The sequence below is a fragment of the Verrucomicrobiia bacterium genome, assembly GCA_036405135.1.
In the GTDB taxonomy this organism is placed as follows: Bacteria; Verrucomicrobiota; Verrucomicrobiia; order Limisphaerales; family JAEYXS01; genus JAEYXS01.
In genome coordinates this window covers 72,209-95,582 of record DASWYF010000034.1, presented here as the reverse complement: position 1 = coordinate 95,582, position 23,374 = coordinate 72,209, and the positions used below count along the sequence as shown (strand labels likewise).

Here is a 23,374-nt window from a genome sequence, read left to right as displayed (position 1 = left end):
AGCATGAAACGGTTGATTCTATCTGTGGCTTTGTCGCTGGTGACGCTCACCAGTCACGCCGCCTCGCCGAGTTTTGAGGAAGTCTATTCCATCCTGAAGACTAACCTGACGGGACTAAGCGAGAAGGATTTGCAAGGGGCAGCCGTGGAAGGCTTGTTAAGCAAGTTGGGCAACCGTGCCGTGTTGGTAACCAATGTCGCGAAAGCGGATGATGTCGATACCAAGCCAAGACCAGCGGTGGCGGTGTCCTCAGTCTTTGATGCGGCGTATGGTTATGTGCGGCTTGGCGATCTGGATGCCGCTGCGGACAAGCCTGTCGGTGAAGCGATGCATCAGCTCGCCAGCACGAATAAGCTAAAAGGTTTCGTGTTGGATCTGCGTTTTGCCAAGGGCAGTGATTACCAGAATATCTATAAAGTCGCCGATTGTTTCTTTCCGGAGGGCAAAACGATCGCGACAGTCGGCGGCAAGGCGGAGCAATCCACGGGGCGCAGTGCATTGAATCAAATTCCCGTAGTCATCTTGGTGAATCGTAAATCACAAGATGCGGTGGAAGTATTAGCGGCTTCTTTGCGGGCGGCAAAAGTTGGATTGTTGCTAGGCTCGCAAACAGCCGGACAGTTGAGCTTGTATCGCGATATCCCTTTGTCTACCGGACAGACATTGCGGGTGGCGACGGGAGAAATCAAATTTGATGATGGTTCTGCGATGCCATTTGATGGCGTAAAGCCGGATATCAAGGTGGACGTCAGTCTGCTGGATGAACAGATGTATCTGGCGGACGCTTACAAAGTCATTGGCGAATCCTCCACAAACAAGCCGCCCGTTGCCAGTACGCCGACCCGTCTTATTAATGAGGCCGAACTGGTGCGCCGTCATAAAGAGGGGTTGAATCCTGATGTGGAAGTGGTTCCAGTCAAGCCAGGTGAAGCGCCGGGCAAGGTGGTTCGCGATCCCGCTTTGGCGCGGGCTTTGGACTTGGTAAAAGGTCTCTCGATGGTGCGGGATTATAAAAGCAAGAAATAGGGTTGCCCCGGGGCGGTAGAGTCAATTTAAACATTCTCACGACAACGGGATTTCGCCGTTGACGATTCGGCGTTAGCATCCCACTTTTAACGACTTTGATGGCTGGCGAGATTACAATTTTGGTGATTTGCACCGGGAACATTTGCCGCAGTCCCATGGCGGAAGGTTTCTTCCGTGACGCGGTGAAAAACCGGAAGGGTTTTCGCATCATCTCCGCGGGTGTCGGGGCGATGAACGGCCAGGTACCCAGCACGCATTCCGTGACCGCGATGCGCGAGAAGGGCATCGATATCTCCCGGCAGACAAGCCGCATGGTGACGGGCCAGTTGGTAGATCAGGCGGATTACATCTTCGGCATGACCCAGAGCCATCTGGATAGCCTGATCTACATGTATCCACATGCGGCAGAGAAGGCGTTCCTGCTCCGCGAGTTTGATGATTCAGTGGAAGGTTACGATAAAGAAATCTCCGACCCCATCGGCTCGCCCTATCACGTCTACGCGATGTGCCGTGACGAGATCGAAGCGGGCGTGAAGTCCGCAGTAAAATTTATTGAACAGACGGAAGCCGCAGCGGCTCCGGTTCACGCATCCATGAAGAAGACAGTAGCAATCGGTTCTGATCACGGTGGTTTCAAGTTGAAGGAAGCGCTCAAGAATCATCTGCAAGAGCAGGGGATGACGGTGGAAGATTTAGGTACACTGTCCACTGAATCCACGGATTATCCGGACTTCGCGCATGCAGTCGCACAATGCGTCGTGAGGAATCAGGCGGATGAAGGCATTCTGGTCTGCACAACCGGTGTGGGCATGAGCATCACAGCGAATAAGGTGCCCGGTATCCGTGCCGCTTTGGTTTTCAATGAAGAGATGGCTGCGCTCAGCCGCCAGCATAATAACGCGAACGTGCTTTGTCTCGGTGAGAAGCTGGTGACCACCGAGCTGGCCAAGCGCATCGTGGATACATTTTTGAACGCCCGCTTTGAAGGCGGACGGCATGAAAGACGAGTAAATAAGATGGAGAAAACTGCTTCTACGTGCTGCGGCCCTACGGCCCAGACCCTCGCCCAAGTGGACCCTGAGATCGCCAAATTGATCGGTCAGGAACGCCAACGCCAACAGGAAAACATCGAGCTCATCGCGAGCGAAAACTTCACCAGCCCCGCCGTGATGGAAGCGCAAGGCTCGGTGTTGACGAACAAGTACGCCGAGGGTTATCCGGCGAAGCGCTGGTACGGTGGTTGCGAGAATGTGGACTTGGTGGAGCAGTTGGCCATCGATCGCGCCAAACAACTCTTCGGGGCTGAACACGCGAACGTGCAACCGCACTCCGGCTCCGGTGCAAACATGGCCGTTTACTTCGCCATGCTGAAGCCCGGTGACAAGATGCTGACCATGGACTTGAGCCACGGCGGTCACTTGACCCATGGCAACAAGGCGAATTTCTCCGGCAAGTTCTTCGAGATCGTGCACTACGGTGTGCGCAAGGAAGACGAGCGCATCGATTACGATCAACTTGCGCAGATGGCCCGTGAGCACAAGCCGAAGATGATCACGGTGGGTGCGAGCGCTTACCCGCGCATCATTGATTTCAAGCGCATGAGCGAGATCGCGCAAGAGGTGGGCGCGCTCATGCTGGCAGACATCGCACACATTGCGGGTCTCGTCGCTGCAGGCATTCACCCGAGTCCGGTTCCGTATGCGGATTTCGTGACGACGACCACGCACAAGACCCTTCGCGGACCTCGCGGCGGCCTGATCATGTGCAAGGCGAAGTATCAGAAAGAGATTGATTCGCAGGCGTTTCCGGGCATTCAAGGCGGGCCGCTCATGCACGTCATCGCCGCGAAAGCAGTTTGCTTCCAGGAAGCTCTGCAGCCGACGTTCAAATCTTACCAGCAGCAGATCGTGCAGAATGCCGCTGCGCTCGCACAGGGCATGATCAAGAACGGCTACCGCCTCGTGAGCGGTGGCACGGAAAACCACCTCATGCTGGTGGACGTGGGTGCCAAGGGCATCACGGGCAAGGACTCCCAGATCGCGCTCGATGAAGCGGGCATCACGACGAACAAGAACACGATTCCTTTTGAGACACGCTCGCCGTTCCAGGCCAGCGGCGTCCGTTTGGGCACACCGGCCGTGACTACTCGCGGCATGAAAGAGGCTGAAATGGCGGAGATCGCCGACATGATCAGCGAAGTGCTTAAAGACATAAAAAACATTGACGCAGCACACTCTGTGCGCGAACGTGTGAAGCGCTTAACCGCCAAGTTCCCACTGCCATACTAAACGTGTGGTATTAAGGAACCCCGCACTGAACCCCCGGTAGCAATACCGTTCAGTCACCAACAAATCCCCGAATACGCGGATCTCGAACAGATTCTCGGCATTAGGGTCAATATATGCGCCAGCCGCGGTTAAGCACTGGCGCATTTTTTGCATTTAGACATATGGCACGAGTACCCAAAAAGGCTGCTAAGAAAGCAGCAAAGAAAGCGTCCGCACCTGAAGCGGAACAGCCGTCATTGATTGAAGCACCGGAAGCAGTGGAAACCCCAGCACCTGCTCCGGAGCCAGAACCCGTCAAAGTTGTCCCCACAGCTCCGCCCGCACCCGCTCCGGTGAAGCCCGCAGCGCCGGCTCCGGCTCCCAGAGCAGTCGCACCTGCTCCTGCACCAGTTTCGCGGAAGATTTCTTCTTCTGATGAATTGGAACCGCCGAAGCATGCGGTGGAAGAGCATTACGAAGAAGAGGCTCCGCGTAATACCAACCCGGGACAGCCGCAGATCCGCATCAACATCAGTCAGCTCCAGGCGATGGCCATCGGTGAGCTGAACAAGATGGCTAAGGAGATGGGGATCGAGAACTTCGGCACGATGAAGAAGCACGAAGTGATCTTCCAGATCCTGCAGAAGAATGCCGAACGTAACGGCATCCTCTTCGGCGAAGGTGTGCTGGAAATCTTGCCGGAAGGCTTCGGCTTCCTGCGCTCGCAGAGCTTCAATTACCTGCCTTGCCCGGAAGACATCTACGTGTCGCCCTCGCAGATCCGCCGTTTTGATTTGCAGACCGGTGATATCATCGCCGGTCAGATCCGTCCGCCGAAAGAAAAGGAACGTTTCTTCGCTCTGTTGAAAGTGGAATCTGTCGGCCACGAAGAGCCGGACAAGGCGAAGGACAAGACGCATTTCGACAACCTCACGCCGTTGTTCCCGAACAAGCGTTTCCTCTTGGAAACCGGTTCGGAAGAATACTCCACACGCGTGCTGGACTTGGTCTGTCCGATCGGTAAAGGCAGCCGCGGTCTGATCGTCGCTCCGCCTCGCACGGGTAAAACGGTGCTGATGCAGAAGCTGGCGAACGCCATCATCAAGAACAATCCTGAGTGCTACCTCTTCATTCTCCTCATCGACGAACGTCCTGAGGAAGTGACGGACATGGAGCGCACCTGCCGTGAGGCGGAAGTGATCGCTTCTACGTTCGACGAACCGCCTGAGCGTCACGTGCAAGTGGCTGAGATGGTGATCGAGAAGGCCAAGCGCATGATCGAGCACAAGAAGGATGTCGTCATCCTGCTCGACTCCATCACGCGTCTCGCACGCGCTTACAACACGGTGCAACCGCACTCCGGCAAGATCCTGTCCGGCGGTGTGGATGCGAACGCGTTGCACAAGCCGAAGCGCTTCTTCGGTGCAGCCCGTAACATCGAAGAGGGCGGCTCGTTGACGATCATCGCCACGGCGCTGGTGGATACCGGCTCCCGCATGGATGAAGTGATCTTCGAAGAGTTCAAGGGCACAGGTAACATGGAAGTTCACTTGGACCGCCATTTGGTGGACCGGCGCATATTCCCTTCGATCAACATCGAATTGTCCGGCACTCGCAAAGAAGAGCTGCTGTATCATCCGGACGAATACGGCCGCGTGGTCATGCTGCGTCGTGCGCTCACGGGCGTGCCGCCGGTCGAGGCGATGGAATTGATGCTGAACAAGCTGAAGAAGACGCGCAGCAACATCGAATTCCTGCTGACGATGGCGATCAACTGATCGGTTTCAAGGATCTAAGAAATGCAAAAGCCTCCGGGTCATCACCGGAGGCTTTTTCTTTTTTGGATCGCGACTGTATCCCGCTTAGGGATCAGTCGCAGCGTGGGAAACGGGAGAAAGCTGTTTTAGTTCGAACGCTCGAATACAAGACCGTTCGCTGCGGCTGGTTCCTCCGAGGAACACAGCCATGGTTCACAGGCTAGCAGGGTTGGTGGCCCCAGTCGTTATATTTCAGATCTTCTTCAAAAGCAGCCATCTGTTCTTCTTTAGAAAGCTGTTTTACCGGAGAAGGCTCAACTGCATTGGCTTCTGCTGCAGGAATGGTGGTCGCAACGGCACTGGCTAGAGATGGTAAATCATCGGGAGCAGGAGATTGTGGTTTCGAAAGTGGCTCAGCCATGACATCTGCATTCTAACGCAGGAGCAGAGGAAATCCAACTGGAAGCTTTTGAGAGATATTTTCTGTGATTTTGTTTCATGGAACTCACCGGCCGCACCGAGGGCTTATCGTATCACCCAAAAGTGGTAAATTTCATTCATGAAGATGATCGTAATAAGGACCGTCAAACGAACCGTTGCAAAGGGTGGCGTCAATGCCATCCGTAAGCCGGGCTTATTTCTTCAACGGTGTTTGAATAGTTTTTCAACTTCGTTTGTCGAATACGGCGAATTAAACCGTTTTAGGGCAGGTAACCGGTTTTGGAATGGGTATTTTGTTGCCTCCTGATAAGGGCAAAAGCTAGTTTAGAAAGTTCTGTGGCAAAACGTTTAACACATAAAGTTTGGTCTTCGGCGATCGCGTCCGGCAGCTTGTTTTTGGCCGGATGCAGTGAGCCGGAAACAATCCGGGTTTATCAAGTGCCCAAGGAAAAGACGGTGGAAGTAGCCGGGCCTGAACACTTTCCCGGTGATGGGCATGACCATGGCGAAACTCCCGCTGTGGCATCAGAACGCCCAGCCCGTCCTTCATTGACTTATCAGGTTCCCGCCGGTTGGACGGAGATTCCGGCTAACCAAGTCAGCGTGGCGAATTTCAATATTGATGGCGGCAATGGTCAGAAAGCCAATGTCTCCATCGCGCCTTTGCCGCCTTTGGCCAATCGCGAAACCGAAGTGGTGAATATGTGGCGTCAGCAACTCGGGCTCGCTGAGATTTCCCGGGAGGAGACGGTGGGTGTTTTGTCAGAGGTGGAAGTGGCGGGCACCAAAGGCAAACTTTTTGATCTGGTGGGCACTGGTGAGGAGAAGACACGCATCGTCACCGCCATGCAACACACCGCGGATACCAGCTGGTTTTACAAAATATCCGGTGATGATGAGTTGGTCGCGAAAGAGAAGGACAACTTTTTGGCGTTCATCAAATCGGTGAAGTTCGGCACGCCTTCTGCCATGCCGACCACAACCTCAGCAGTTTCTTCGCCAGCGTCGGCGGATGGCGATTTGAAATTACCAACGGGTTGGAAAGTGGTGGCGCCTGGTGCCATGCAGGTCGCCAAATATCAGGTGACTGGAGAAAAAGATGCAACCGGAGAGGTGACTGTGAGCGTCTTTCCTAGTGATACCGGCGGCAACCTGGCGAATGTGAACCGTTGGCTGGGCCAGGTGAAGCTGCCTCCAGTGGATGAAGCGGGATTGGCGAAGATGTTGCAACCGCTTGATCCGACGAATCCTAAAGCAGTGTTAGTGGACATGGATAACAAAGGTGATCGGATGCTGGGTGCGATCGTGCCACGCGGTGGCCAATGGTTCTTTTACAAGTTGCGTGGCAACACGGCATTAGTGGAAACACATAAAGCTTCGTTCATAGCTTTCGCCAAAACAGAGCCTCAATTTTAGCAGTTAGCTCGCATGGAAAAAATTTGGAAAACAATCTCATCGCTCAAGCTGACGGTGATCTTGCTCGCGTTCAGCGTGGTGCTCGTGTTTGTGGGGACAGTGGCGCAGGCGGATGAAGGTCTCTACAACGCGCAGGAGCGTTACTTCAAACACTGGTTCGTGCCGTGGTTCAGTTTCTTTGGCAGCAAGGTGCCGATTCCGTTGCCGGGTGGTTATCTGCTGGGAACGGCCTTGCTCATCAACCTGCTGGCTGCCCATTTCACGCGTTTCAAATGGGGTTGGAAGAAGTCCGGCATCTTTTTGACGCACGTCGGCATCATCATGTTATTGGTGGGGCAATTGGCCACGGATCTGTTTTCTCGGGAGACGCAACTGCGTTTCGCTGAAGGGGAGAAGAAATTCTATTCCGAAAGCTCGATGGCTTATGAACTTGCTGTGGTTTCCGATGTGGATGCAGACAATGAAGAGGCCGTGGTGGTTCCTTTGTCACTGCTAAAATCAGGCGGAGAGATCAAGCATGAGAAGTTGCCGTTCACACTGAGAATCAAAGAATTGTGGAACAATTCAAATTTTGAATTCCGTGCTCCGATGATGGCGACCAATGCGCCGTTGACCACGAATGGTGTAGCGCAGCGATTTGATTTCGTGAGCGAGCCACTGACGAAAAAAATGGATGAGAAAAATGTGCCCACGGCATTGGTGGAGGTCGTCTCGGATAATGTGAATCACGGCCTGTGGGTGTTGCCCGGATGGTCTTCGGATGGGGGATTGATCGGCGGTGTGCATTTCTCTTACACAAAGAAATTTGGCCCTCAGATCGCTGATTCCGTAGTCAGGGCGTTAAGTCCGCCGCAAATTTTGGAGTTCGGGGACAAAAAGTATTCCCTGGCATTGCGTCCCGTCCGAAACTACGAGCCGTTCGGCATGACTTTGCTGAAGACAACACATGCAGTTTATCCCGGCACGGAAATACCGAAGGATTTCCGCAGCCGTGTGCTCATCGAGAATCCAGCCACCCAGGAGAAACGGGAGGTGGATATCTTTATGAACAACCCGTTGCGTTATTCCGGGCTGACGTTTTTTCAGAGCCAGATGGGCAAGGACGAGCTGGACCGCAACCGCGGGACCAGCGTGCTGCAGGTGGTACGCAATCCAAGCTGGCTTACACCTTATGTCGGGTGCTTGGTCGTGGGGCTTGGACTGACCGTTCAATTCATGATCCACCTCGTCGCATTTGTCTCGAAACGGAGGACCGCATGAGAAGTTTTTTAACTCTGTATCTCGCCGCATTCATGGTTTTGCTAACGGGCAAAGCCATCTCTGCCGACGGCTTTGATTATAACGCGTTCGGCAAGCTGCCGGCGTCATTCAATGGCCGTTTCCAGCCCATGGATTCTCTGGCGCGCAATTCACTGCTGCAAATACGTGAAAAACAGAGCCTTTATCTGAAAGAGGAGAAACGCACCATGCCTGCCATCGAGTGGCTGGCCGAGGTGATGATCAAGCCGGAAATCGCGGATGCCCGCAAAGTGTTCCGGATTGACCATCCGGATCTGGTTTCAATGCTCAAGCTGCCTGAGAAGAACGAGGCGGCCGGGCAGGATGGAAAGCATTATTCATGGAATGAGATCCTGCCTGACCAAAACGCGATGAGCACGTTCACCAACGAGCAGGGCCGCGTGGCAAAAATCAAAGCGGAGCATCGCAATCCCTTCGAGCAGGCCGTGATGAAACTGCATGAACGGCTGGTGCTGTATATGCGTCTCAAGAGCACGTTGCAACCGCCCAACGCCAAGGATTGGGCGGCAGAGATAGCGGAATATAAGTCATTGATCAGTCCGGGCGTGGCCGCCGTGCGGGCTCAGCAAGCAGGCCAGCAATATGACGAAGCCGTTTTCGACAAGTTTGTAGATTACGCGCAGAGATTTGATGCGATGAGCCGTTTCGAAGCCCCCTTGATCGTGCCTCCACACCATCCTGAGATTCCAAAAGATGAATGGATGCGGATAGGCGATGCGTTGCTGGAAGCGGCCCGTGGTGAGAAATTGCACAATTCGGTGGAGTATTACGGTGCCATCGTATCCGCCTACAAGAGCGGCAATGTGGCAACGTTCAACAGCAAGATCAACGAGTATGTGGCCAGTTTGCAGCCCGAGTTCACCAAACAGCTCAAAAAAGCGAATGCAGAGCATCTCTACAATAGTATGCAAGCATTCTACCGCGCGATGACTCTTTATGTGATCGCTTTCCTGCTGGCGTGCTTCTCATGGTTCAACATGAGCAAATGGCTGCGAGTTTCAGCCTTCTGGCTGATCGTGGTGGGTTTAATCATCCACACTACGGGTTTGATTTTCCGCATGTGGCTGGAGGGACGTCCGCCGGTGACGAACCTTTATTCATCCGCCATTTTCATCGGTTGGGGTTCTGTCATTTTAGGGCTGATTTTGGAACGGTTTTACAGGGATGGCATCGGATCTGTCGTAGGCTCCATGATCGGCTTTATCACGCTCGTGGTGGCGCACAATCTCTCCTTGGGGGGCGATACTTTGCAGATGTTGCAAGCTGTGCTGGACACAAATTTCTGGCTGGCGACACATGTCGTGATCATCACCTTGGGATACGCGTCCACCTTTGTGGCTGGTTTCTTAGCGATCGTATATCTGGCTCGCGGTGTGTTCACGCCGGGATTGACTGACCAGATCAGCAAGGCGCTATCCCGCATGGTGTATGGCATCGTTTGTTTCGCCACGTTGTTCAGTTTCGTGGGAACGGTATTGGGTGGCATCTGGGCAGACCAATCCTGGGGCCGTTTCTGGGGCTGGGATCCGAAAGAAAACGGTGCCCTGATTATCGTGCTGTGGAATGCGCTTATCCTCCATGCCCGCTGGGGTGGCATGGTGAAAGAGCGGGGAATCATGAACATGGCCATCTTCGGCAATATTGTGACCGCCTGGTCATGGTTCGGCACGAACATGCTAGGCATCGGCCTGCACAGCTACGGCTTTATGGATTCGGCCTTCAAATGGCTTATGGTGTTCATGGTCAGCCAGTTGGCGTTGATCGGATTAGGACTGTTGCCCATCAAGTTTTGGGGCAGTGCGAAGAATTTGCACAAAGGAGATGGAGAGCCTCCTGTCAAACCAGACGGGAAAGGCGGTAAAGCGGGCAAGAAGCAAGAAGACCGATTGGCGACTGCCTGAGAGCAGTGCTAATTTGAGTGGCCTTTAATGCTTTGACGCTGTGGGTGCGTTCCCGTAGCGTTTGCCTTCCGATATAACCGGACGTAAGACACATGATAGGGTTAGTACTTAAGAAAATTTTTGGCTCCAAAAACGAGCGCGAGATCAAGCGCATGCAGCCGATAGTCGCCAAGATTAACGAGCTGGAGAAGGAGTTGCAGTCCAAGCCGGACGAAGTTCTGCGCGAAAAGACCGCTTTCTGGAAGCAAAAGTTATCCCAGATACAGGATAACGGCCAGCTCAAGCGCGAGCTTGAAGCCATTCTGCCTGAGGCTTTTGCCGTGGTGAAGAATGCCTGCCGCCGTCTTTGCGGCAAGGACATCATGGTGCGTGACCATGCCTTGCGCTGGGAGATGGTGCCGTTCGATGTACAGTTGATCGGTGGTATGGGCCTGCACAACGGGATGATCGCGGAAATGGCCACGGGCGAAGGTAAGACGCTCGTCGGTACGTTGCCGACGTATCTGAATGCTTTGTCCGGTCGTGGTGTGCACGTAGTGACGGTGAATGATTATCTCGCGGCCCGTGACAGTGACTGGATGGGGGCGGTGTATCGCTTTCTCGGTTTGACTGTCGGTTGCATCCTCCATGACCAGCCGCCTGGCGTGCGTCGCGAGCAATACAATTGCGACATCACTTACGGCACCAATGCTGAGTTCGGTTTCGATTATTTGCGCGATAATGGCATGGCCACGCGCAAGGAAGACCAGGTGCAGCGCGGACATTACTTCGCCATCGTGGATGAAGTGGACTCCATCTTGATCGATGAAGCGCGCGTGCCGCTCATCATCAGCGGTCCTGCGGTCGTGGCCCGCGACAATAAGATTTACGAGGTGCTTAAACCGGGGATCGAAGCACTGGTGCAATCGCAACGCCGTTTGTGCAGCCGCTATATCGATGAGGCCGAACAACTCGTCAAAAAGCTCAAGGGCGGAGGCATCGAAGGCGATAAAGGGAATTTAGAAAGAGAGATCGGCGTCTTGCTGTATCGCGTGCGCTTAGGCCAGCCCAAGGCTGAAGGTCTGGCGCGTCTACTGGAGGATGCCGAAAATCTGCGGATGCTGAACAAGGTAGACTTGGAACTGCACTCCGACCAGACGAAGAAAGAGCTCTACGCGCAGAAGGAAGAGTTGTTCTTTGCCATCGAGGAGAAGAGCCATGAAGCAGATTTGACGGAAAAAGGCCGTGAATTCCTGAGTCCGCAAGATCCGGATGCGTTCATGATGCCTGACATCGTGAGCGCGTATCATGAGATCGACAACGGCCCCGAGCAGGATGTCCGCAAGCGGGCTGAACTGAAGACGAAGATTCAGGGCGAGTTCGAGGCCAAGGCCGAACGCATCCACAGCATCGCCCAGTTGCTGAAAGCCTACTGCCTCTACGAGAAGGATGTTCAGTACGTCGTGGAGGACAACAAGGTGGTTATCGTGGATGAGAACACGGGCCGCAAGATGACGGGCCGCCGTTGGAGCGAGGGCTTGCATCAGGCCGTGGAAGCGAAGGAAGGCGTCACCATCGAGGAAGAGACGCAGACCTACGCGACCATCACGATCCAGAATTACTTCCGCCTGTATCACAAGCTGGCCGGCATGACCGGTACGGCGGAGACGGAAGCGCAGGAATTTTTCGACATCTACAAGCTGGGTGTGCTGGTCATTCCGACCAACCGTCCGTGCCTGCGCAATGACAAGCACGACACGGTGTATAAGACACGTCGCGAGAAATTCGCCGCCGTCCTAAAGGAGATCCAGGAAATCCACAAGATTGGTCGCCCGATTCTGGTCGGTACGATCTCCGTCGAGGTCAGCGAGTTCCTTTCTCGTATCCTCAAGAAGGAAGGCATCGTGCACGCGGTGTTGAACGCCAAGTATCACGAGCAGGAGGCTGAGATCGTTTCCCGTGCCGGGCAGCGCGGCGCTGTGACCATCGCCACGAACATGGCCGGTCGTGGTACGGACATCAAATTGGGGCCGGGTGTTTCCGAATTGGGCGGTTTGCACGTCATCGCCACGGAGCGTCATGAGTCCCGCCGTATCGACCGCCAGTTGCGCGGCCGTTGTGCGCGCCAGGGCGATCCGGGTTCCTCGCACTTTTTCATCTCGTTGGAAGACGATCTCATGCGTCTCTTCGGTTCTGACCGCATCAGCAAGCTGATGGAACGGGTGGGCCTGGAAGAAGGGCAGGAGTTGGAACATCCATTGCTGAACCGCTCCATCGAGACGGCCCAGAAACGCGTCGAACAGCACAACTTCCAGCAGCGCAAACGCACGCTGGAGTATGACGACGTGATGAACAAGCAGCGTGAAGTCCTCTACGGCTTCCGCAATGAGATCATCCAGTCGGACGATGTGCAGGACCGTTTGCTGGACATCATGGAGGAAGTGGTCATCTCCAAGGTGCAGCAAAACACCTCGCATGAGGAAGGGCCGGACATGTGGAACATCCGCGCGCTGGCCGAATGGGCGAACCTGAATTTCCCGGTCGGCATCCCCGAAGAAGAGATCCTCAAAGCGGCTAATGCCGGGGATCAGCAACCCGTGGCGGGCTCGGTCTTTGATGGTTTGAGCGCCGAGCAGCTTTCCGTCTGCACTTTCATCATCAAGGCCGTCCGTGACGCCTACATGATCAAAGTCCAGTACGAGCAGGACAAGAATGCGCTGAAGGCGATCGAGCGTTACACGATTCTGAGCGCCATCGACAAGCTGTGGCAGGAGCATCTCTACACGATGGATGGCTTGCGCACCGCGATCGGCCTGCGTCAATTCGGCCAGCGCGATCCGTTGATCGAGTACAAGGCGGAGGCATTCAAGCTGTTCGAGGAGTTGATGGACAGCATCAAGACGGAAGCCTGCCACAACATCTTCCGCAGTGCGTCCAGCTTCATGGCGTTTGAGCAGTTCATGCTGAACCTGCCGAAGCAGACGCTGCACCAACAGCCCTCCAGTGCCTTTGCGGAATCGAAACAGCAGGCGGGCGAGGGCAGTGAGATGGTCAATGAGGCGACGGAGGCGATGTCCAAGGTCAAGCCCGTGCGCACCGGTCCCAAAGTGGGCCGCAACGATCCATGCCCTTGCGGCAGCGGCAAGAAGTTCAAGCATTGCTGCGGCAAGAACGGCTAAGCCGTTCCTATTTCATCCGGACACAAAGAACTTGCGTGTCCGGGGTTTTGTGGTTTAATTGCAAACGAATTGCAAATGAGTTTACGCCGTATCAACTGGCTGCTGCGTCGTCCGGGCTTCGGAGCCCTGCTGGCGTTTTGGCTGCTGGTGGCCGGTGTGCTCAGCTTGAACGGCGTGCATGGGGCGCATGAGCATCATGATGCTCATCACCATCACGACCATCATTATCACGCGGGGGATGCGCATCACCACCATGACAGTGATGAGTCCCAGAGCAGCGAGCATTGCGCGATCTGCTTCTACCGTTCGGCTTCCGTAGCGTTCGATTTCTTTTTTGCACCTTTGCCGCCGCCTGAGTTCGTGCCGGTGGCCGAGATCGACTGCCCGCACAGTGTGGACTATGCCGTGGTCATCATGACCCTCTGGTCCGGCCGGGCCCCGCCCATCGCTTCTGTTTCCTGAGCATCCCTCGGCTTGCTGACGCCGGGAGATGTCCTCTTCACGTCAGCAAAAAACCGAATGATGAACCCAGACGCTGGCAGTGTTCGCTGCCCGCGCAGTCAGGAAATATGAACAAGAAATCTCTCGTAGCCGTATCGTCCGCTTTGATGCTCTCGGTCCTGTGTGGCCAGACCCATGCCCAGAACAACGCGCCGTCCGTGGAGCAACTGCAAAAGCAGCTCCAGCAGATGCAGGAGGAGTTCCGCAAGCAGCAGGAATTGCAACGTCAGCAGATCCAATCGCTGGAACAGCAGCTTCAGATGTTGAAGCAGAACCAGACGGTCATCACCCAGGAACAACAGACCATCAAGCAGCAGGTCGCCACCATGCCTGCTGAAGGCACTGCCAAGACCGGGGATGCCGTGATGGATCAGCCCTGGCGTATCACGGATCCCATCCGTCTTCGTAAGGGCGCTGCCTTTATGGACATCGGTCTGGTCGGCACTTTTGCCGCGGGCAGTTCCACCGCCAATGACCTGGATGATTTGCAGATCGGCGGTCACGACCCGAACCAGCGCGGCTTCACGTTCCAGGGGTTGGAAGCGAATTTCACCGGTGCCGTGGACCCATACTTTCGGGGGAATGCGAATGTGCTCTTCGCCATCGACGGGGAAGGGGAAACCTTTGTGGAGCTGGAGGAAGCCTGGCTGGAATCCATCGCTCTGCCGGGCAATTTTCAGATTCGTGCGGGTCAATATCTGTCGGAGTTCGGTCGCATCAATACGCAGCACCCGCATTCGTGGTCCTTTGTGGATGCGCCGCTGGTGAATGCCCGTTTCCTCGGGGCGGATGGCTTGCGCAATCCCGGTGCGCGTCTTTCCTGGCTCGCGCCGACACCTTGGTACACGGAATTCTTCCTTGGCTTGCAGAACAGCCAGGGAGCCACAGCCACGGGCTTCCGCAGTGATGGCGGGCATTCCCATGGCGGTGAAGAGGCTGAGGGCATTCCCTTCACTTTCCGCCATGCGGACAACAATCGAGGCATGAAACGTTTCGATGACTTGCTCATTACGCCGCGTCTGGCGACTTCGTTCAACCTGACGGACAACCAGACATTGTTGCTTGGTGTGTCCGGCGCCTTCGGTCCCAATGCCAATGGCGGCGGCGGTGAGAACACGCGCACGGAGATCTATGGAGTGGATCTCACCTGGAAATGGAAACCGGAGAATCACTCCGGCGGTTTCCCGTTCGTGCAATTCCAGACCGAGGCCATGATGCGCAAGTACGGCACCGGCTCGTTCGATTGGGATGAAGACGCGGACGGCCTGCTCGCGGATGAGGATGGCGATGGCAATCCTGATGTGGGCCAGTTGTTTGATCCGGTCACCGGTTTGCCGGCCATCTTGCCGGCGGAAAAATTGACGGATTACGGTCTCTACAGCCAGTTGACCTATGGCTTCCGCAAAGGCTGGGTGGCGGGGTTGCGCTTCGACTATGTGACCGGCGATGTGGCCTCGTATCAGACGATGGGCTTGCTGGAACCGGACGGCACCGGCGGTTTCAACGGTGTCTTCGACAAGTTCCGTGCGACGCGTTATCGTGTCTCACCGAATCTGACCTGGTTCCCGACCGAGTTCTCCAAGGTCCGGTTGCAGTATAATTACGACGACCGCACGGACATCGGCATCGATCACTCCGTCTGGTTGCAATTCGAGTTCGTGCTTGGTGCTCATGCAGCGCATAAATTCTAAAACCTGAACTCGTATGAAAAAATTGTTCGTGTTTCTTTGCTTGCTTATCGCACTGAATGCACAGGCTGCGCTGGAAGTCGTGGCCACCACCCCAGACCTCGGCTCCATCGCAATTGCCGTTGGTGGAGACAAAGTGCATGTGACAAATCTGGCACGCGGCACTGAAGATCCGCATTTCGTGGATGCAAAGCCGAGCTTCGCGCGCATCCTGAACAAGGCAGACGTGTTGATCGAAGGAGGAGCGGATCTTGAGATCGGCTGGCTGCCTCCCTTGGTTGATGGAGCGCGCAATCGAAAGATCATCCGCGGCGGAGAGGGCAGGGTGGATGCCTCGGAAGGTGTGGCTATGTTGGAAATGCCGGAAGGCAAGGTGGATCGTTCTCAAGGGGATGTCCATGCTGCCGGCAATCCCCATTACCTTCTGAACCCGGACAATGGAAAGATTGTAGCCAAGCATCTGGCCGCGCATTTTTCCAAGGTAGATCCAGCAAATGCGGGAGTTTATTCCAAGAACTTGAGCGATTTCGAAACAGCGCTTGATGCCAAAACAAAAGAATGGAGCGGATCGCTTCAATCATTCCAAGGCATCAAAGTTGTCACCTATCACAAATCATTCGAGTACTTCGCCAAGCGATTTGGATTGGTGGTTGCTGGTCAAATTGAGCCTAAACCCGGCATTGAGCCTTCACCGACGTATATCAGCACACTCATTCCCAAGATGAAGGAAGCGGGTGTACGATTGGTGATCGTGGAGCCGAACCGGTCTAAGAAAACCTCCGAGTATGTCGCGACTAATGTAGGCGCGAAGGTGCTTTATCTTCCGATACTCGTTGGTGGAAACGATCAAGCCGGAGACTATATCAAGCTGTTGGATTACAACGTGAAGTCAGTCGCTGCCGCTTTGAAGTAAAAGCAACGGCGAACAATTGGCGGCATGGTGCTGTGGCGAAACGGTTTCTGCTTCATACGACCGCTTGCGCTTACCCGGCAGCATCGTGCCGCTCTTTGTTTCTCAGGCCAAGATCGCTTTGATAACCTTGGCCTGTTCCACACCTGTGAGCTTGGCGTCGAGCCCCTGGAACTTCACACTGAAACGGTTGTGATCAATGCCGCAAAGGTGAAGCATGGTCGCGTGCAGGTCGCGCACATGCACGATATTCTCAACCGCACGATATCCGAACTCATCGGTGGCTCCGTAAGTAGTGCCCGGCTTGATGCCGCCACCGGCCATCCACAGTGAGAAGGAGAGGATGTGATGATCGCGACCCGTACCCTGGCCCATCGGCGTACGGCCGAATTCGCCGCCCCAGATGATGAACGTGTTATCCAGCAGGCCGCGTTGCTTCAGATCGTTCACCAACGCCGCGCTGGCTTGATCGGTCTCCAAAGCCGCCTTGGGCATGTTCTTCTCGATGTCACCATGGTGGTCCCATGCCCGATGATAAAGCTGGATGAAGCGCACACCGCGTTCTGCGAGACGACGCGCCAGGAGACAGTTTGAAGCAAAGCTGCCATCGCCCGGTTCCTTCACGCCGTAGAGATCGAGGATGTGCTTGGGCTCCTGCTTGAAGTCCGTCAATTCAGGCACGGATGTTTGCATGCGGAAGGCCATCTCATACTGGCTCATGCGCGTCTGGATTTCCGGGTCCAGGCGATCCTGCGCAAGCTGGCCGTTCAGGCGGTTGATCTCTTCGACCAACTGCCGTTGTGTGCTCTGGCAAACTCCATCGGGATTACCGACATAATGCACCGCATCGCCCTTCGATTGAAATTGGATGCCTTGAAAGCGGCTGGGCAAAAAGCCGCTGGACCATTGACGGGCCGAGACCGGTTGCGCACCGCCGCCCTTGCCTTGGGAAACGAGCACTACAAAACCCGGCAGGCTGTCCGTTTCCGCGCCCAGACCATAGAGCAGCCAGGAACCCATGCTGGGACGGCCCTTGAGGATTGAGCCGGAATTCATGAACGCGTGCGCCGGATCATGGTTGATCTGCTCTGTGACCATGGAGCGCACGATGCAGATGTCATCAGCGATCCCCGCGATGTGCGGGAACAGATCGGAGATTTCCTGGCCGGATTTGCCGTGTTTCTTGAAGTCCACGAAGGAACCGCGCGCTTTCAGCGTGGTGCCTTGCAACTGCGCCAGTTGCTGCCCTTTCGTCAGCGATTCTGGAAATGGCTGGCCATCGAGCTTCTTCAGCTCGGGCTTGGGATCAAACGTCTCCACCTGGGAAGGACCGCCCGCCATGCAAAGGTGGATGACGCGCTTCGCTTTCACCGGATAGTGCGGTGGATGGATGATGCCGCCGCTGCCTGAGCTGCGGGGGACATCGGCCGCCATCACCGGCTGACCATTGCGAAAGAGCAGGGAACCAAAGGCGAGCGAGCCAAGGCCAAGACCGCTGCGTGTCAGGAACGTGCGGCGGTTCAAGCTGGCGTGATACTCGGAACTGAAAAAGTTGGGCCAGTTCATACGTCAATAGCGGGTGATGGTTTCGTGCAAGTTCAGGATGACACGGCAGACCGAGGTCCACGCCGCGTGTTCATGAGCGGGCAGCGCGGTGTTCCGGGGTGAATTGCCGACCTCCAGCAACTTTTCCGCCTCGGCTGCGGCCCCTTGGTAAAAGGACTCCTGTTGCTTCAGCAATGCGAGGAGCGATTTCTTCTCGGCCTCCTTCGGTTCGCGAGCCAGTGTACGCTTGAAAGTTGTTTCAAGACGGCGTGAGTCATTCTTGGAAGATTCCATCACTTCCTGCGCGAGCACCCGGGCGGCTTCCACGAAGGAGGGATCGTTCAGCAAGGTCAACGCCTGTTGTGGCGTGTTGGAGGCAACGCGCACACCGGTGCATTCCTCGCGAGAGGGCGCATCAAAATTTGCCAGCATGGGATGCAGGAAAGTGCGCTGCCAGTGCATGTAGAGACCGCGGCGATACTGGCGATCATCCAAGTGGGCGATGTAATCGCGGTCCGGAAATTGCAGGCTCTCGTAGTATCCCGGCGGTTGATAGGGCTTGGCACTGGGCCCACCGATATCGAGATTCAGAAGACCGGCGACAAAGAGGGCGTTATCCCGCACGAACTCCGCATCCAGACGGCGCGGATTCTGTGACGCCAACAAGCGGTTCTCCGGATCAGCTTCGATCACTTCCTTCTTCAGATTGGAGCTCTGGCGGTAGGCTGCTGAATTGACCATGAGGCGCACCATGTGCCGGTAGTCCCAGCCGCTCTCGCGGAACTCGACCGCCAGCCAGTCCAACAGCTCAGGATGCGAGGGCCATTCACCTTGCGCGCCCAAGTCTTCGATGCTGTTGCACAGGCCATTGCCGAAGAACTGTTTCCACAACCGGTTCATGATGACACGGGCGGTCAGAGGGTTTTCTGGAGAAACGATCCAGCGGGCGAGATCCAGCCGGTTAAGGCGGCGGGAATCATCCGATTTCTTCTGGATCAAAAACTCCGGCGGGTAAGGGGAGACGACCTTGCCGCTGTCGTCCTGCCAGTTGCCACGTGGTAGAACGCGGACATCTCTGGGCTGCCAGGCGACGGTGATAAGCGTTTGCGCCTGACCATCGCGGCATTCCAGCCAATCCGTTCGCGTTTGCCGGAATTCCTTTAAGGCATTCGTGTCTGACTGTGTACTCAGCAGGAAGAGTTCTGCCAGATCCGCAGATTTCGCCAGTGATTTGTGCTTGTTCAGCAATGCGGCTGCATCCGTCAAAGGTGCCAGCGGATTCAAATTGGCAAAAGGAGCTACCGACCAACGCACGCGAGCGGCCGGGTTCTCATCCAAGGTGAGTTCGAGCACATCGCCCGCTTTCACCTGCTTGATCGCTTGGAACTGCCAAACAGCGGTCTGTGGCTCTTGCAGATGTTTGCTGGATACCTTCCACATGTCGCGCACACCGATGATGGCGGCTCCATCTTTATAGCGTTCATCCCACTGGCTGGCCATGCCGTGGTCGATGGTCAATGGCTCCGTCTTGGTTTCACCCGCACGTTTCAAGGCGGCCTTGAACTTGATGTTGGCCGCAGTGGCATCCTTAAGGAGGATGCCCGGCTTATCGGCAGAGGCAGGGAGCAATTCCAGCCGCAGAGCAGCCAGGTCCATGTCCGGCAGGGTGATCTCGTAACGGTCGCTGCCGTTGCGTTTCGCGGCAAAAAGAATGCTGCCATCCGCTTCCGTCCTTGCATTTGTCACGCTCAAGAAATCCGCCTGTTTGGCTACGGCTTTCTTATCTTTGGCGTTTTTCTTGGTCAGGTTTTCCGTGCTGATGGCGATGTCGGCGGGCGAGTTCCAGCCGCTCGGATTTTTCTTCAACCAGATCAGGCTTTGCTCGCGCCATTGCTTGTAAGCATCCTTGTCCACTTCGCGAGCGGAGACATCGGCGATGGCTTGCAGCTTGAAGCGCAGTTCCTGTGAGCGTTCCTTCAGATAAGGGCTGCTCACTTGCATCTCCGGCGGGAAGGGGAACTCGTTGTTGAAGCCTTTAAGCTCCGGCTCAGGCGTGTATTTGTAATCGCTGTAAACGCCCCATTGTTTCACATCCGAGAAGTAAGCCGCCATGGCGTAAAAATCTTTGGCCGTGAACGGGTCAAACTTGTGGTCATGGCATTCGGCGCAACCCAGCGTGGAACCAAGCCAAGCCGTGCCAACGGTGCGCACACGGTCAGCCGCATACTTGGCCAGATACTCTTTGGCCTGGGCACCGCCTTCGCGCGTCATCATGTTCAGGCGGTTAAAACCGGTGGCGATGATCTGCTCCGTGGTCGGATTCGGCAGCAGGTCCCCGGCAAGCTGCTCGATTGTGAACTGGTCGAAGCGCTTGTTGTTATTGAACGCATTGATGACGTATTCGCGATAGGGGAAGATGTTCTGGTTCTGGTCACCGTGATAGCCGACGGTGTCCGTGAAACGCACGGCGTCCAGCCACGGCACCGCCATGCGCTCGCCGTAGTGTGGAGAGCGCAGGAGACGTTCCACCTGTTTCTCATAAGCCTTCGGGTCTTTATCCCTCAGGAACGCTTCCACTTCCGCCACTGTGGGCGGCAAGCCGGTGAGATCGAGACTGAGACGGCGGAGCAGGGTGCGACGATCAGCTTCGGCGGATGGCGTTAGCTTGCTCTCGGTCAATCTGGCCGCGATGAAATTATCCACCGGCGTGCGCGTCCATTTGGTATCGGCAACAGTTGGAGGAGTCGTGCGCTGGGGCGGAAGATATGCCCAGTGCTCCTGATACTCTGCACCTTGTGCCACCCATTTTTTCAGCATCTCCTTTTGGGTGGCAGTCAGAGTCTTATGCGCCTCCGGCGGAGGCATGAGATCGTCTGCATTCGTGGTGAAGACACGGACGATCAATTCGCTCTCGTCCGGTTTGCCCGGGATGATGGCTTTAGCCGCGATGGCATCAGCGCGGACATCCAGACGCAGGTCGGCCTTGCGGTGATTCTTGTCCGGCCCGTGGCAGTAAAAACATTTGTCCGATAAAATTGGCCGTATATCGCGGTTGAATTCGAGCTTGGAGTCAGCCGCTTGCAAGTTGAAATGAACGAACAACAGCGGCCAGCTTAACAGCAAGGCATGGCAGCTGTTAAAAGCCCTATGACTCCGGAGCACGGTCATCAAAGTACGCATTTTGTGTTTCTCCAAGACTACTATATCAGAGATGACAAACAATGGAGGAATTTAAGCGAAAGCATGTATTTTCCTGCGCATATCGAAAGGTGCGCTATGTCTTGCATTTGAGAGGATTACGAATAGAAAATTCCTTCCGGGATTGGTGGTTTTCATGGGGGAGGTGTATTGTCTGCATGCGCAGCCAAGAGGATGAGAGTGTGTGGTGATAAAATTTATTTTTATGTTTCTTTCCATAGCCAATCTGTTCGACACAACGGGCTTTCCACCACGGTGGGAGTGCGGAGCCTGGACGTCGATGCATGGTTGGATCCATATTTTGGCAGACGCTGCTATTTTCGGCGCTTATGCGGCCATTCCACTCTCGATCGCTTATTATGTGCGGCAGAAAAAGAGCGAGATCACTCACCCGAAGCTGTACTGGCTCTTTGCGGCGTTCATTCTTTCGTGCGGACTTACGCATCTGATTGAGACGATCATTTTCTGGAAACCCATCTATCATATCTCCGGTTTGATGAAAGTAGTTACCGCTGTCGCCTCCTGGGCCACAGTTCTATTCCTGATGAGGCATCTTCCTGAAGCCATGGCGTTGCCGGGCATGGCAAAGATGAATGCGGAATTGCAACAGGAGATAGAGCAGCGGAAAACAGCAGAAAGTGAAGTTCGCCGCCTGAATCAGGCCCTTCAAGAACGTATACAAGAACTAGAGACTTTGCTCAAAGTGATGCCTGTGGGCATCGGCATAGCCCAGGACCCGGCCTGCAAAACGATCAAATCCAACGCCGCTCTTTCCAGGATGTTGCGCGTGGAGGAGGGGCAAAACGCATCTCTCAGCGCACCGGCTGGCGAGGCCCCGCATCACTTTTACATAGAGCATCAAGGGGTAAGGCTGAAGCCGGAAGATCTCCCGCTTCAGGTGGCTGCCAGCAAGGACGTGAACATAGAGGAGTTTGAAGAAGACATTGTTTTTCAAGACGGCGAGCGCCGCCACATCATTGCTTTCGCAGCGCCATTGCACGATCGCGATGGACGTGTCCGCGGTGCTGTCGGCGCATTTGTTGACATCACGGAACGCAAGCGTGCCGAGAGAGACCGTGAACTTGTGCGCAATCGCTTGCAGGAAACGCAGCGCCTGGAAAGCCTCGGCGTGCTCGCTGGCGGCATCGCGCACGATTTCAACAACCTGCTCACCGGCATCATCTGCAATGCGGCCATGGTGCGGGAGGATTCCGCGGCTGGTGCGGAGATGACAGTTTGCCTCACTGACATCGAGAAGGATGCTCAACGTGCTGCCGATCTTTGCCGCCAGTTGCTTGCCTATGCCGGTGGCGGCCGTTTCATTCTTGGACCGGTTTACATGAATGAGATAGCGCGTGACACCATCACGCTGTTGCGCACCACTTACTCCAGCCGCGCTGAGATAATCTTTGAATGTGAACCTGGCGTGCCTCCGATCCTCGGGGATCCTATGCAGATGCGCCAGTTGATCATGAATCTCATGATGAATGCCATCGAAGCATTAGACGGCAAGACCGGTATCGTGAAAGTTGTTACACGCAAGGTTTTGCCGGATCCAGCAGCGCTTGCCGGTGTCATCCTTCAACCTGATAAATTGCAGGATGAGTATGTGATGTTCGAAGTAAAGGATGATGGTTGCGGGATGGATGAGGCGACGAAATCACGGATGTTTGATCCTTTCTTCACCACGAAATTCGTCGGTCGCGGACTCGGTCTCCCTGCAGTTATGGGAATCGTTCGCAGCCAGGGTGGCATACTCACGGTCTCAAGCACCAAGGATGTCGGCAGCACTTTCCGTGTCTTCTTCAAGCCAGCCAAGGAACGTTACGATACGACCATATCGCGTCGCAGCAAGGACGCGGATTCCACTACGACTAAAAAACCGACCGGCACAGTGCTTGTCGTAGATGACGAGGAAACAGTGCGTGACGTCTGCCGCCGCGCTTTGCAGGAGGCGGGCTACCAAGTGTTGACCGCCAGTGACGGTGCCGAAGGACTCGAAGTGTTCCGTGAACACCGGCCTTTGATTGTGGCGGTGATTCTCGATCTCACCATGCCGAAGATGGATGGTCAGCAAACTTTCAATGCCATGCGCATGATCATGCCCGGCGTAAAAGTGCTGTTGATGAGTGGCTTCAGTGAAAGCGAAGTCATCAGCCGTTTCACGAGCAAAACACCGGCGGCCTTTATCCAAAAGCCCTACACTCCGGAAATGTTGCTGGCGAAAGTTCGCAGCATCATCACGGAAAGCGGCACGGTGGTGTGAT

General features: G+C 55.3%; 14 protein-coding genes. 11 read left to right on the top strand and 3 right to left on the bottom strand.

Going from position 1 to position 23,374, the window contains the following annotated elements:
- The first annotated feature begins 3 nt into the window (after window positions 1–3).
- From VGH19_16370 to rho, 3 genes are all read left to right on the top strand, one after another.
- A complete protein-coding gene (locus VGH19_16370) occupies window positions 4–1,026 on the top strand; it encodes a S41 family peptidase (protein HEY1172945.1) in 1,023 nt (340 codons plus the stop codon).
- A gap of 98 nt (window positions 1,027–1,124) precedes the next feature.
- A complete protein-coding gene (rpiB, locus tag VGH19_16365) occupies window positions 1,125–3,314 on the top strand; it encodes a ribose 5-phosphate isomerase B (GenBank protein ID HEY1172944.1) in 2,190 nt (729 codons plus the stop codon).
- 161 nt (window positions 3,315–3,475) lie between these two features.
- The gene (gene rho, locus VGH19_16360; GenBank protein HEY1172943.1) at window positions 3,476–5,071 is read left to right on the top strand and encodes a transcription termination factor Rho; all 1,596 of its coding nucleotides are present in this window, start codon (window positions 3,476–3,478) and stop codon (window positions 5,069–5,071) included.
- A gap of 199 nt (window positions 5,072–5,270) precedes the next feature.
- Here rho and VGH19_16355 read toward each other — a convergent pair whose 3' ends face one another.
- Window positions 5,271–5,471, bottom strand: coding sequence for a hypothetical protein (locus VGH19_16355; GenBank protein HEY1172942.1), 201 nt, complete (start codon window positions 5,469–5,471; stop codon window positions 5,271–5,273).
- Between the two features lie 356 nt (window positions 5,472–5,827).
- On the opposite strand from VGH19_16355, the gene VGH19_16350 reads away from it, so the two are divergent.
- The 7 genes from VGH19_16350 to VGH19_16320 all read left to right on the top strand — a co-directional run bounded on the left by VGH19_16350 (window position 5,828) and on the right by VGH19_16320 (window position 16,367).
- The gene (locus tag VGH19_16350) at window positions 5,828–6,907 is read left to right on the top strand and encodes a hypothetical protein (protein HEY1172941.1); all 1,080 of its coding nucleotides are present in this window, start codon (window positions 5,828–5,830) and stop codon (window positions 6,905–6,907) included.
- Window positions 6,908–6,919: 12 nt separating this feature from the next.
- A complete protein-coding gene (locus VGH19_16345) occupies window positions 6,920–8,167 on the top strand; it encodes a cytochrome c biogenesis protein ResB (GenBank protein ID HEY1172940.1) in 1,248 nt (415 codons plus the stop codon).
- Entirely contained in the window at window positions 8,164–10,107 is a 1,944-nt protein-coding gene (ccsA, locus tag VGH19_16340; GenBank protein HEY1172939.1) for a cytochrome c biogenesis protein CcsA, read from the top strand. Before VGH19_16345 ends, ccsA begins: the two co-directional genes overlap by 4 nt.
- 92 nt (window positions 10,108–10,199) lie before the next feature.
- A complete protein-coding gene (gene secA / locus VGH19_16335; GenBank protein ID HEY1172938.1) occupies window positions 10,200–13,265 on the top strand; it encodes a preprotein translocase subunit SecA in 3,066 nt (1,021 codons plus the stop codon).
- Window positions 13,266–13,340: 75 nt separating this feature from the next.
- A complete protein-coding gene (locus tag VGH19_16330) occupies window positions 13,341–13,727 on the top strand; it encodes a hypothetical protein (protein HEY1172937.1) in 387 nt (128 codons plus the stop codon).
- Window positions 13,728–13,834: 107 nt separating this feature from the next.
- A complete protein-coding gene (locus tag VGH19_16325) occupies window positions 13,835–15,457 on the top strand; it encodes a TonB-dependent receptor (protein ID HEY1172936.1) in 1,623 nt (540 codons plus the stop codon).
- 13 nt (window positions 15,458–15,470) lie between these two features.
- On the top strand, window positions 15,471–16,367 hold the full coding sequence (locus VGH19_16320; GenBank protein HEY1172935.1) for a metal ABC transporter substrate-binding protein: 897 nt from the start codon (window positions 15,471–15,473) through the stop codon (window positions 16,365–16,367).
- A gap of 102 nt (window positions 16,368–16,469) precedes the next feature.
- Here VGH19_16320 and VGH19_16315 read toward each other — a convergent pair whose 3' ends face one another.
- The gene (locus tag VGH19_16315; GenBank protein HEY1172934.1) at window positions 16,470–17,930 is read right to left on the bottom strand and encodes a DUF1501 domain-containing protein; all 1,461 of its coding nucleotides are present in this window, start codon (window positions 17,928–17,930) and stop codon (window positions 16,470–16,472) included.
- A gap of 3 nt (window positions 17,931–17,933) precedes the next feature.
- A complete protein-coding gene (locus VGH19_16310; protein HEY1172933.1) occupies window positions 17,934–21,032 on the bottom strand; it encodes a PSD1 and planctomycete cytochrome C domain-containing protein in 3,099 nt (1,032 codons plus the stop codon).
- A gap of 376 nt (window positions 21,033–21,408) precedes the next feature.
- Here VGH19_16310 and VGH19_16305 point away from each other — a divergent pair, with 376 nt between their 5' ends.
- Window positions 21,409–23,373: a response regulator gene (locus VGH19_16305; GenBank protein ID HEY1172932.1), complete on the top strand. Its 1,965-nt coding sequence runs from the start codon at window positions 21,409–21,411 to the stop codon at window positions 23,371–23,373.
- The last annotated feature ends 1 nt before the right edge of the window (window position 23,374 follow it).